Origin of the sequence: Halorubrum halodurans, from assembly GCF_002252985.1 — an archaeon.
Classification (GTDB): domain Archaea; phylum Halobacteriota; class Halobacteria; order Halobacteriales; family Haloferacaceae; genus Halorubrum; species Halorubrum halodurans.
Genome location: NZ_NHPJ01000005.1, coordinates 43,143 through 55,902 on the forward strand (window position 1 = coordinate 43,143; position 12,760 = coordinate 55,902).

The 12,760-nt window shown below is 69.0% G+C and carries 9 protein-coding genes and 1 pseudogene; 9 read left to right on the plus strand and 1 reads right to left on the minus strand.

All coding sequences use genetic code 11. The annotated features are described in order from the left end of the window. Positions 1–34: 34 nt before the first annotated feature. Complete coding sequence (locus tag DJ70_RS00795; protein ID WP_094529222.1) at positions 35–808, plus strand: creatininase family protein; 774 nt, start codon at positions 35–37, stop codon at positions 806–808. Between the two features lie 595 nt (positions 809–1,403). Here DJ70_RS00795 and DJ70_RS00800 read toward each other — a convergent pair. Then, on the minus strand, positions 1,404–1,943 hold the full coding sequence (locus tag DJ70_RS00800) for a DUF7344 domain-containing protein (protein ID WP_245810626.1): 540 nt from the start codon (positions 1,941–1,943) through the stop codon (positions 1,404–1,406). A gap of 388 nt (positions 1,944–2,331) precedes the next feature. Here DJ70_RS00800 and DJ70_RS00805 point away from each other — a divergent pair, with 388 nt between their 5' ends. The 8 genes and pseudogenes from DJ70_RS00805 to DJ70_RS00840 form a co-directional block, all read left to right on the plus strand. Then, complete coding sequence (locus DJ70_RS00805) at positions 2,332–3,666, plus strand: choice-of-anchor W domain-containing protein (RefSeq protein ID WP_094529225.1); 1,335 nt, start codon at positions 2,332–2,334, stop codon at positions 3,664–3,666. 143 nt (positions 3,667–3,809) lie between these two features. Continuing rightward, complete coding sequence (locus DJ70_RS00810) at positions 3,810–5,267, plus strand: vWA domain-containing protein (RefSeq protein ID WP_245810627.1); 1,458 nt, start codon at positions 3,810–3,812, stop codon at positions 5,265–5,267. A 142-nt stretch (positions 5,268–5,409) separates the two neighbouring features. Continuing rightward, positions 5,410–6,741, plus strand: coding sequence for a SipW-dependent-type signal peptide-containing protein (locus DJ70_RS00815; RefSeq protein ID WP_094529228.1), 1,332 nt, complete (start codon positions 5,410–5,412; stop codon positions 6,739–6,741). Between the two features lie 131 nt (positions 6,742–6,872). Beyond that, positions 6,873–8,579 (plus strand): vWA domain-containing protein, encoded by a 1,707-nt coding sequence (locus tag DJ70_RS00820; protein ID WP_094529231.1) that lies wholly within the window; start codon positions 6,873–6,875, stop codon positions 8,577–8,579. A 241-nt stretch (positions 8,580–8,820) separates the two neighbouring features. Then, on the plus strand, positions 8,821–9,645 hold the full coding sequence (locus DJ70_RS00825) for a hypothetical protein (protein ID WP_094529234.1): 825 nt from the start codon (positions 8,821–8,823) through the stop codon (positions 9,643–9,645). Beyond that, entirely contained in the window at positions 9,642–11,144 is a 1,503-nt protein-coding gene (locus DJ70_RS00830) for a DUF7467 domain-containing protein (protein WP_094529238.1), read from the plus strand. The genes DJ70_RS00825 and DJ70_RS00830 overlap by 4 nt, the downstream gene beginning before the upstream one ends. Next, a complete protein-coding gene (locus DJ70_RS00835; protein WP_143420884.1) occupies positions 11,141–12,313 on the plus strand; it encodes a signal peptidase I in 1,173 nt (390 codons plus the stop codon). Before DJ70_RS00830 ends, DJ70_RS00835 begins: the two co-directional genes overlap by 4 nt. Further along, positions 12,310–12,760: pseudogene (locus tag DJ70_RS00840) on the plus strand (hypothetical protein); the annotation flags it as partial. The gene DJ70_RS00835 and the pseudogene DJ70_RS00840, both read left to right, overlap by 4 nt.

Below are 12,760 nucleotides of genomic sequence, written 5' to 3' on the forward strand. Positions count from 1 at the left end.
GGAGTTTGATACGCCTCCGGGTACAGGGAGTCGTATGTACCTCGCGGACCACACCTGGCCGGAACTTGGCGATCGACTCGAGGACGCCTCCACCGCGATCGTGCCGCTCGGATCGACCGAACAGCACGGGCCGCACCTCCCCCTGGCGACCGACCACCTGATCGCCGAAGGGCTCGCGCGCGCCGCCGCCGAGGAGACCGGCCTCCCTCGAACGCCCACCGTCGACGTCGGCGTCAGCCCGCACCACCGCCAGTTCCCCGGCACGCTCTGGGTCGACCCTCCGGAGTTCCGCGACTACGTGGAGAGTCTCACCCGCAACCTCGCGTACCACGGGATCGACCGCGTCGTCTACGTCAACGCCCACGGCGGCAACGTCGACCACCTCCGGGAGGTCGGCCGCCGGCTCCACCAGGACGGGGCGATGTACGCGATCGAGTGGATGTGGGACGAGTCGATCCCGGAGCTCGTCGACGACCTGTTCGCGCAGAACGGTCCCCACGCCGGCCCCAAGGAGACCGCGATGATCACCCACCTCGCGCCCGACCTCGTCCATCCCGAGGAGTTCGAGGCCGCCCGCGACGGCGGTCTCACGGACATCGAGGACTCGGAGACGATGGTCCACGGCGCGCGAACCTTCTACGACGCGGTCGACAACTCCGCGAACGGCGCGTTCGGCGACCCGACCGACGTCACGCCGGAGAAGGCCGAGCGGCTGTTCGAGGCCGCCGCCGACCAGTTGGTCCAACTCCTGGAGTGGCTCGACGCCCGCGAACTCGAGACGCTGATGCCCGAGCCGCGGGTGAAGTGAGCGGTCGAGGACGCGTTTGGTCAGTACAGCCACCATTTTCATCGTCGGGTGCCCTCGCTCACTGCGTTCGCTTCGGGAACCGCTCCTCGAAAAACCTGGAGGGAAAAAGCCGACTCCGCCGTCTTCGACGGCTCCGTCGGTGAACCGCTCGCTTCGCTCGCGGATGCTCACTCCAGCCGAAGGAGTGAGCGATCGCCGGAGCGGTGGCGCGCCTCCGAGCGAGCCATCGGCTCGCGAGGAGCCCGCGAGGGACGCGGCGAGTGGTGAAACCACGAGCCGCGAGGCCGGGGAGGTGTGAGGTGCGGTTGTGGGACGGTTGGGCGGGACTCAAAGGGGCAGCCGCGAGGACGAAGCACGGCGACGCAAGGACCGCAAGGAGTGAGCAGAGCGAACGACTGAGGACCACAGCGAGCCGCGCGAGTCCTCGCGGCTGGGGCTTTGGAAATCGTCACCGCGCCAGCAACGATCGCGTTTCTATCAGAGTAAGATTACATGTAACATCCGTTCTGTTAGCACTCGAAATATAACGGCGATTTCAGCCGACTACACGCCTAAAAATCGGGCGAAACGAACGAAGAGAAGTGAAACCCGCATATCACCGCGAGAGCGGCATCGAGAGCCGATAGGCCGCCCACAGCTGGGCGACGGTCACGACCGCGAACGCCGCGAGCGCGCCGCTCGTCCACAGCAGGGGATCGACCGCGCCGACGACCGGCGCGCCGAGCTGGGCCGCGAGTACGACACACAGCGTCACGATCCCGAGCAGCTGGTACAGCTCCGTCCAGGTGAACCCGTAGCCGGTCACGACGGTCATGTACCGTTCCACGTCGCGTGCGCCCCGGCACGCGCGCACCTCCTTGCGCGTGCGGTCGTACTCGACGACGCCGAGCTCGTGGAGTCGCGGCAGGTGCGTCTGGTGGAGGGAGGCGTACACGCTCTCGCGCACGCAGCGCGGCGCGGGCGACTCGCCCGTCTCGTCGGCGGCGATCGCCTCCGAGAGATCCCTCACCGAGACGGCCCCGCCGCGCGTCCGAAGCTCCCGCAGCGCGTTCTTTCGGCGGCTGTTCGAGAGCACGTCGTGAATGACGTTCTCCGGGAGCGAGTCGGATCGGATCTGGAGTGGAATGGGAAACACCTCGTCTGCGTACGTGGAGGGCGGATGGGGGCATATGTATGCGCACCGTACTGCCGTGACGCTCGTTAGCATTCGAAGCCCGATCGCGGGGCGAACCCACGGTAGGCGGTGCCACGGGATCCGGTAGGGAGTCACAGACAGGGCGGTAGGGAGCCACGTGGGGGGCGGTAGGCACCGCCACGCGGCCGGTATGGCCCGCCATCCGCCCTTTCCGGGCGACCCTTCGAGATCGCCCGAAACCGCCGAATTCGGTCGAACGAGCGGTTAGTTCGGTCGATGACGTGGTTCGTCGCGCCGATGGGACCGTTAGGATCCGACGTGTCGAGTCGTAACTATGCCCCCTTCCGCTAAGGGAGGGGTACTGGCCGAAGACGCCAGGGATGATCACATGGACGACACCAACAACTTCGGACTCTCGCGGCGACAGATGCTCGGCGGACTCGGCATGATCGGCGTGGCCTCCGCGGGTGCGGGACTCGGAACGACGGCGTACTTCAGCGACGAGGAGGGATTCACCGGCAACCGGCTCGAGGCCGGGACGCTCGACCTCCTGGTGGACTACGAGGCCTCCTACGACAGCGACGGCGCGGTCGAGAACATGGCCGACGTGGCGATGGGGACGCAGGACGGCGAGCCCGCGGGCATGTTCTATGACCTCGACGACGTGAAGCCCGGCGACTCCGGCCACGTGGAGTTCTGCTTCCGGATCGTGGACAACCCCTCCTACATGTGGGCGTGTGCCGACCTCTCACAGACCGAGAACGGCATGAACGAACCCGAGATGGCCGTCGACGACACGTCCGACCTGGGCGAGCTCGGCGACGCCATCGACGCGCGGCTCGTCTACTGCGAGCGCGACGACGGCGAACTGATCGAGGGCGCGGAGATCGTCTCCGGCTCGCTGGTGGACGTCATCGCGGCCGTCACCGGCGGCGTACCCCTCGACGGCGAGGGCATGCCCGGCATGGCGCCCGGCGACCAGGCGGAGTACGCCGACGTCGTCGAGCCCGACGAGGGCGAGGCGTACATCACCGGCCCGTGCGTGTGCCTGTTCTGGAACGTGCCGATCGAGGTGGGCAACGAGATCCAGTCCGACACGCTGACGATGGACTTCGAGTTCCACGCCATCCAGTCGCGCCACAACGACGGGATGTACAACCCGTGCGTTCCCAGCGTCACGACCCGGACCGGCGACGGCTTCGCCAAGCAGCAGGAGTTCGCCACCCAGCAGGAGACCTCCTTCGCCCGCGGCCGCTTCGGCGACAACAACGGCACCGCCGGCGCCTGGGAGGTCGCGGTCGGCCCCGACGTCGGGAGCGCCGACACCGCGAACTACGCGTGGACGCCCGGAAACACGGTTCCGTTCAGCTACGCCTACGACGGGAGCGGCACCGCCTCGTTCACGCTCGACGGCGTGACCGTCTCCAGCGCGATCCCCGCCCCCAGCGGGAAGCTCGCGATCACGACGAAGGCCGACGAGGCGACCGTCTCCGTCGCGAACCTCATGCTCGACCTGGACGGCACTGCCGTGACCCTCAGCGGTCCCGACGCCGTCTCCGCGACGAACGACGGCCCCGACCGCGAGGTCACCTACCTCGTGTTCGACACCGACGCCGCGGACGTCGCGAACGCGTTCACCGTCAGCGGCGACGTGACCGTCGACGTACAGGGCGACTACTCCGGCTCCGACGAGGGCGTCGCGTTCGACGTCAGCGTCGAATAAGCCCCGGATCGGCCGCGCGGCGTTCGTCCGGATGTCCGGGCGTTCGACCGCGACCACGACAGCCGACGGCCGGCTGTCCACCCACGTGGCGTACGACGGTTCGACTCCGTCGGTGGGAGTTTCCCTACGGGGAATGATACACAATGGACGACAAAACGATCGGACTCTCGCGACGCAAGATGCTCGTCGGCCTCGGGGCGATGGGCGTCGCCTCGGCGGGCGCGGGGCTCGGCACGACGGCGTACTTCAGCGACGAGGAGGGCTTCACCGGCAACCGGCTCGAGGCCGGGACCCTCGACCTCAAGCTCGACTACAAATCGACGTACCTCGGCGGCGCCGGCCGTCTGGACGACGTCAAGGCGATGGGCTACCCGGACGCCCAGGATCTCGGCGACGGGCGGTACCTGCTCGACCAGGCTCCCAGCCCCGCCGACATGCAGGAGTGGGAGGACCTCGTCCAGAGCGAGGAGTTCGACTTCTGTTCGCCCGAGGCGGACCAGTACCTCGTCAACGGCGACGGGATCCCGATCTTCACGCTCGACGACGTGAAGCCCGGCGACTCCGGCGAGGTGACGATCAGCATCCACATCTGTGACAACCCCGCATACCTCTACTTCTCGGGCGAACTCACCGAGAACGCGGAGAACGGCCAGACCGAGCCCGAGATGGAGGACGAGGGCGAGGACACCGACGGGATCGGCGAACTCGCCGACGCCATCGAGGTGTGCGTCTGGTACGACGAGGACTGTGACAACGTGTACGAGCCCACCGGCACGGGCCAGCAGAACGAACTGGAGGTCGCCCTCGTCAGCGACGTCTCCGGCTCGATGGGCGGCGCGCCGCTCTCGGCGCTGAAGACGGCCGCGACGAGCTTCGTGGACAACCTCTCCTCGCCGGACGAGGCCGCCGCGATCTCGTTCAGCGGCAGCGCGTCGACCGACCAGGAGCTGACCACGAACTACCAGCTCGTCCAGAACGCGATCAACAACTACACCGCGGGCGGCAGCACCTCGATCGCGGCCGGCATCAACGAGGGCGCGGACGAGCTCCTCAACGGCACCAACGCCACGCCCGGCGCGTCCAAGGTCATGATCCTGCTGAGCGACGGCAACTCCAGCGCGAGTGCCGCGACCAGCGCGGCGAACGCCGCGAAGAACGCGGGCATCCGCGTCTTCACGATCGCGCTCGGCAGCGCGAACACCTCGCTGCTCGAGAGCCTCGCCTCCAGCCCGGACGACGCCTTCATCGCGCCGGACCCGGCCGACCTCGACACCGTCTATGCCGAGATCGCCCAGATCGTCCTCGCGGGCGAACAGAAGATCATCTCCGGTTCGATGACCGAGGTCTTCGAGGCGCTCTCCGAGGGCGTCGCCCTCGACGGCAACCGCCAGGAGGCGGGTCGGCAGCCGTACCCCGGCGCGACGACCCAGTGTATCGGCTTCGAGTGGACGCTCCCCGCGGAGGTCGAAAACGAGATCCAGGGCGACTCGGTCTCCTTCGACATCGGCCTCTACGCCGAGCAGTTCCGCCACAACGACAGCCCGGACGTCTCGATCGACGGGACGAACGTGACCAGCAACAGCACCAACGCGTCGAATTAACCTCTTCGACACGCGCGAGCGGGGCGCCCGCTCATTCCCCGAACGACCCGCTCGTTCGGTTCCCGGTCCGGCACCCTTCGGGGCGGCCGACACGGTGGTTCGCGACCGCCGACGGGAGTTCCCCACCGGGGATACGATACCAATGAACGACGATACCATCGGACTGTCGCGGCGCAAGATGCTGTTCGGACTCGGCGCGGTCGGCGTGGCCTCCGCGGGCGCGGGGCTGGGAACGACGGCGTACTTCAGCGACGAGGAGGGCTTCACCGGCAACCGGCTCGAGGCCGGGACCCTCGACCTCCTCGTCCACGTGGACTACTCGGAGGACCAGGGAAGCTACGCGCAGTACTCCACGCCGTCCGGAACCTTCATCGACGGCAACGTCGTCGGCGGCGGCGACGGCGACCCCCTCAGCATTCAGGTCTCCGACCTGAAGCCCGGCGACTCCGGCGAGGGCGAGTTCTGCTTCTCGATCGTCGACAACCCCGCCTACATGTGGATGTGCGGCGAATTGACGGCGAACGACGAGAACGGCCGGAACGAGCCCGAGACGGACGCGGACGCGACCGGCGGCGACCCCGGCGCGGGCATGGGCGAGCTCGCCGACGCGATGCGGGTGACGGTCTCGTACTGTACCGACGACGAGGAGGGCGAGTCCGTCATCGGCGACGAGATCGTCTCCGGCTCGCTGGCTGACGTGATGCTGGCGCTTCAGGCCGGCGTCCCGCTCTCCGGCGACGGCGACGCGGGCGCGCCCCTCGACGGACGCGACCCGTTCGAGGGCGTCACCGAGGCGTTCCTCGACGACGAACCGAACGTCGCGGAGCAGTGCGTCTGCTTCGAGTGGGAGGTCCCGACGGACGTCGGCAACGAGATCCAGAGCGACTCCGTCACCTTCGACTTCGAGTTCTACGCGGAACAGTCGCGGCACAACGACGGCACGAACAACCCCTGCGTCGACGAGGTCGTCGTCACGGCGTACGACAACGACTGGAAGGGCCAGACGCTGGCGAACCCGACCGACGGGAACGTCTACACCAGCGTCGCCTACGGCCAGAACCAGGTCGTCCTCGGTTTCACCTTCGTCGACGACGGCGACGGCGTGGACTTCCTCGACACCGCGGACTACTCCAGCACGAACCTCCCGGTCGCGGTCGACGCGGACGCCGACGGCACGCACGACTGGCAGCTCATCTGGCAGCCGAACGCGGGCTTCCCGGACGCCCCCTTCGGCTACGTGGAGAACGCAGGCGGCAGCTACGGCTCGGCTCAGTCGCTCCCGGCCGGCTTCTCCGCGCAGAAGGCCGGAAACACGATCCTGTTCGGCATCCCGCGCAGCGAGATCGCCTCGACCTTCCGCGTGCTCGCGTACGGCAGCACCGGCGGCGAGGGACCGATCGCGAAGGTCAACGCCGACCCCGCGCTCGGGCCGGACTTCTACGACAGCAGCAACGCGGCCGAGTTCAGCGAGTGACGCCGCCGGGGCGACGCGCCCCGTGGCGGTTCGTGTGACGCGCTGACGACCTCCCACGTCGGACCCACAAGGGCGGCCGACGACGACGGTTCGACTCCGTCAGTGGGACTTCCCTTCGGGGAATCACACTCATGTCAGACGAAAACAAAATCGACACCATCGGATTATCGCGGCGCAAGATGCTGGCGGGCCTCGGCGCGGTCGGCATCGCCTCCGCGGGCGCGGGCCTGGGAACGACGGCGTACTTCAGCGACGAGGAGGGGTTCGAGGGCAACACGCTCACCGCCGGGAACCTCGACCTGCTCGTCGACTGGCAACAGACGTACGACTTCGGCGAGGGCCACCAGTTCGTCAGCGCCCACCCCGACCACGACGGCGACGGCGAACAGTCCGTCGAGATCGACGGGGAAGTCCTCAGATACAGCGACTTCCCGGACGAGGAGGACGAGGACAGCAACGGCGCGAACATCCCGGACCTCGACTGTGCGGCCATCCCGCCGCTCTCGGAGGCGAACTTCAACGTCGACCCCGTCACGGGCGAGGAGATGGAGACGCTGGTCCAGCTCACCGACGTGAAGCCCGGCGACTCCGGCGAGATCACCTTCTCGCTCCACCTCTGTGACAACCCCGGCTACATCTGGATACAGGCGGACAACGTCAGCGACGAGGGCGGCGCCGGCACCGAGCCGGAACTCATCGTCGACCCGGACAACATGGGCGACCTCGGCGACGCCATCCGGGCGACGCTCTGGTACGACGAGGACTGCGACAACGTGTACGACGGCGCCGAGCCGGTCGACATCATGCTGACGCTGGACTTCTCCGGCTCCATGCTGTACAACCAGTACGGCGGCGTGGTCAGCAACGACACGATCCAGATCAACGGGGCCACCTACGGCGAGACGACGAAGATCGACCTCGTCGAGCTCGGGACCCGACAGTTCGTCGACTACCTCCAGTCGCAGGGGTCGGACGTTCAGGTCGGCGTGGCCTACTTCGACGGCGAAGGAAGCAACGACACCGAGCCGCGGACCGGCGTCCTCCAGCCGCTGACCGCCGACCTTTCGGTCGTCGACGGCGCGCTCTCGGGGCTCCGCCAGAAGCTCGCGAACCTCGTGACCGGCGGTCCCGGATCGACGCCGTTCGACGGCGACGGGAACCCGAACCCGTTCTCGAACGCGAGCGGCATCGCGACGGGTACCTACATCGGCGAGGGCGTCGACGACGCCCAGGACGAACTCGCCGCGAACGGACGCCCGAACGCCGAGAAGCGTAACATCGTCCTCTCGGACGGCGAGTCGTTCAACGGCACGGGAAGCACGCAGTTCTCCTCGCCGACCGCGGCCGCGGACGACGCGCGGGCGGCCTCGCCGGCCCCCGCCACGGACGTCTACACGATCAACGTCGACGGCAGCGCCAGCACGCTCCAGGCGATGGCCGGGCCGGCCGGCGGATCGGGCGGCGACTCGGCGTACTTCAACGACGTCGACGACCCGCTGAACATCCCCACGGTGTTCGGCAACCTCGCGGCCCAGACCGGCCAGGAGAAGATCATCATGGAGGACTCGCTCGGGAACGTCCTGGACGCGCTGGCCGACGGGAACGGCGTTCCCCTCGACGGCAACCGCGCGACGCCGTACGACGAGCTCGGCGACCCGGCCGACGACTCGAACCGGGACGCGTTCCGCGGCGACGGCGTGATGCACTGTGTCGCGCTCTCGTGGGAGCTGCCGTTCGAGGTCGGAAACGAGGTCCAGGGCGACACGCTCGGCTTCGATCTCGGGTTCTACACCGAACAGGAGCGACACAACGACGGCTCCGGGCCGACGCCCGCCTGAGCCGCCGACCTCCGCCGTTCGACCGACGCCGGGACGGCGGCGTACGCCGACGACCGCGGCCACGGTCCGACGTCGAACCGGGCCGCCGGAGGCCGGATAGGCACACCCTGCCGGTCGTTCAACGGCTCAATCAACGCGGTTCGGTGTCCGAACCGCTTGGGTAGGAGGCGCATACATACGTACCGAGACGGCGTTGAGACCACCGACGAACCGGCCGTCCGGAGCCGACCACGGGACACGAATGACGAAACGAGACACACACCTGACTCGGCGGCAAGCACTCGCGGGCATCGGAGCCGTGGGCTTCGCGGCCGCCGGGATGGCCGTCGGAACCCGGTCGACGGGCAGTTGGAACCAGTACACGAGCTACACGTACGCGCAGTCGAACGTTCCGACCAACCTGCTGGTCGGCTGGCGGAGCAGATACAACGGCGGGCTCGTCCGGGAGAGCCCGACGGACGAGGTCGCGGACGTCGACGAGATCGGCGCGCCGGTCCGCCTCATCGACCAGCGGAACGTCCTCCCGATGGACACGGGCTCGACGAGCGTCGGCCTCCGGATCGACGATCCGGGCGAGAACGTCCCGGACGGCGTCCGGGTGTGGATGAAGATCGATCCGGATATCGGAACCGATCCGGCGAGCCGGGCGCTCGCGGAACGGATCGAGGTCTCCGTCCACTACGACACCGGGTTCCTCGGCGTCGGCGGCTGTGCCGGCGCGGAGACCGTCGGGGAGAACCCGCCGCTCGGGAGCGGGATCTTCTCGGGGACCCTCGCGGAGCTCGACGGCGACGACCTGACCGAGGGGATCGAGGTCGATCCGGGGATCCTCGACAACGGCTGTCTGACCCCCGAGGAGACCCGCTGTCTCGCGTTCAACTGGGCGTTCCCGATCGGCGAGGGCGGCAACGCCGGAAAGGGCGGCTCCGTCGACTTCGACGTGTCGTTTTACGCAGTCGACTGCGCGTGGGACGGCAACCCCTTCGCGGCGCCGGTGCCGGACCGCGAGGACTCGGAGGGATCGGCTGACTCCACGACCTCGACGGGCTCGGAGGTGGCGGAATGACTGCCGACGGGAGCGGACGGCGGACCGACGCCCTCGCCGACCTCAGCCGCCGCCGGCTTCTCGCCGGACTCGGTGGACTGGGCGCGATCGGGGCCGCGAGCGGCGCGGGGACGTTCGCGTACCTCACGGACGACGAGCGGCTGCCGCGAAACCGGATCGGCGCCGGCGAGGTCGCACTCGACGTGTCGTGTTCCGACTCGAGCGGGAACGGCGGCTGTACCGTCTCGAACGGGCTCGTGAGCTACACGCCCGAGAACCCGATCGACCGCGGCGACTGGGGCGACGTCACGTTCGACGTCTCGGTCCGGACGAACCCGGCGCGCCTCTGGTTCGCGACGACCTGCCCGCCGACGCGGGACCCGCTCGGCGAGGAACTCGACGTGTCGCTCAGGGTCGGCGACGAGTGGGTGTTCCCGTCGGGATCGCTCTCGGAGCTCCGCCGCGAGTTCGCGGACGGGCTCCGGGTCGACGACCGCGACGGCGGCGCCTGTCTCGATCCCGAGGGAGACGCGCTCGAGATCGAGCTCGCCTGGGAGCTTCCGGCGGACGCGCCCGCCGATGCGGGCGGCGAGACGACCGCGTTCGAGTTCCGGCTCTACACCGAGCAGTGCCGGCACGTCTCCGAGGGCGACGCCGCGGGGTCGAACCCCTACGCGGGGATCGACTGTGACGAGCCGCGGGACGGGTGTCCGAACTGCGATTACGCCGGCAAGGTCGACGTCGACGAGCGGATAGTCCGCAGCGACGCCGGGGACGCGTCCACCTGGCTGGCGATCGACGAGGGTCCCCTCGCCGGCGACGCGTACCTCTTGGTCACCGACGTCGAGTACAAGGACGACGACGAGGAGGCCGTCGGCGTCCGCTTCGACCTCGTGGACGCGAACGGCGATCCGGCCGGGGAGCTCTGTGAGGTCCGGATCAAGGGCGGAAACGACACGGCGACGTACCCGATCGAACCGCCGAGCACCGACACGGGTGAGACGCTGTACGCGCCCGAGAACGACGGTGGAAACCCCGCCGGGATCAGCAACGTCCAGATTGACGTCTGCGTGGACGACGACGGCGGAAACGGCGATGACGACGATCCGGTCGACTGCGAGTGCGGCGGCAACGTCCGCTACCGCGACCTGACGTTCCGATACGACGGCGGATCCGACGCCGCGATCCGGGTCACCACCCAGCGGACGGGCGGCGGCGACGAGGTCGTGTTCGAGGAGGCGACGATCGCGTCCGGTGGAACGTTCACCGCCGACGGGAGCGACGTCTCGCAGACGTGGGCCAACGTCGGGACGAGCCTCGGACAGAACACGACGATCGAGATCGTCTCCGGCGGCGATTCCGGTGCCTCGGAGCGCGTCGAGGTCCACACCAGCTGCTCGGAGGTGCTCGCGATCGGGGATACGTTCGGCTCCGACGGATCGGGAGGAACGCTCTATGAACTCGTCGGCGGGACGTTCACCGACGAAAACGCGCTCTGCGGCTCGGAGGACCTACGATGAACTCACCTATCACACTCAAACGATCTGCCAACCTGCTCGGGATCGTCCTGCTGATCGCGGTCGTCGCGCCCTTCGTGGTGTACGCGGTGCCGGCGGTCGTCGGGGCGGAGTACAGCTTCGTCGTCCTGACGGCGAGCATGACGCCCGCGATCGCTCCCGGCGACGTGGTCGTCGTCGACGAACGCGATCCGGCGGCGATCGGCGAGGGCGACGTGATCACGTTCGTCCGCGGCGACAGCGAGGTCCCGGTGACCCACCGCGTGATCGACGTGACGGAATCGGGCGGGGAGGTGGCCTTCGAGACGAAGGGTGACGCCAACGAGGATCCGGACTCCGCGCTGGTGCCCGGATCGAACGTCCTCGGCGCGGTGGCGTTCTCGATCCCGTACATCGGGTACGTGATCCAGTTCACCGACTCCGCGACGGGCTTCACCCTGCTCGTCGTCCTGCCGTTCGCCCTGCTCGCGCTTTCGGAGATCTGGAGCCTCTACCGCTCACGAACCGGAGGCGGCGGGGCATCGACGGCGGTCGAGGCGGACGCGGCCGACGCCGACGCCGGAGCGACGGACGCGGAGACGGCGGCATCGACCGCCGCGGCCGCGACCGGATCCGTCGAGACCGAAGCCGTCGAAACCGAGTCCGATGCGGCCGACGAGCCGGGGTTCGTCGTGACGAATCGCACGGTGGAGGGGGCCGTCGGCGTCCTCCTGGCGTTCGTCCCGTACGCGGCGTACACGGCGTACACGCTCCAGACCGCCCTGGCCATCGCGGTCGCGGTCGGCACCGGCATGACGCTCCTGATGGCGGTCGTCCTCCTCGTCACGGCCGGCGGGGACGACGGATCGGCCGACGCCGCGTCCCGATCCGCGGACGACGGGGACGACGGGAGCAACGACCGCGCTCCCGACGCCGACCGCGGCGCCGCCAGCGAGGACGGTGACGTCGGAGCGGGCGGCGATGGAGACGTCGGCGACGGCGCGGACCGCCTCGACGACCGCCCGGCCGACCGCGGCGACGACTCGAGCGGAACCGGCGACGGGAACCCGATGGGGCTCTTCGAGCGGCCGATGATAGCGCCCGCCGCGGACGGCGGGTCGGAGACGGTCGACGAGCGCGGCGAAACCGTCGACGGAGCCGTCGACGAGGCCGCCGACGAGGTGGGACGATGACCCGCCCCGCGTCGGTCGTGATGGTCGCCGTCCTCGTGCTGTTCGCGGGGTTCGGCAGCGGAGCCGGAACGCTCGCGGTGTTCTCGGACGAGGTCACCGTTCAGGGGAACTTCGCGAGCGTGGACTTCGGCGAACTCGAGTCCGAGGAGACCGGATCCGCGGACGCGAACGCGACCGGAGGGACGTCCCTGACGGGAACGAGCGAGGACGGGGGCGAAGGGGTCGGAGAGGGTGACGGAAAGGCCCCCGGACGGGGTAACGGGAAGGCCGTCGGCCAGAGCGGCGGGAACGCCGCCGACGGCAAGCAAACCGGACAGGGGACCGACGTCGGGGTGACCCGGACCGGCCCCGGCGGGGACGCTGAGACGCCCGCGACCGGCGGCGAGGCCGACGCCGACGGGGCCGACGACGAACCGTCGGGCGAGCCCGTCGCCGACCCGGACCCGA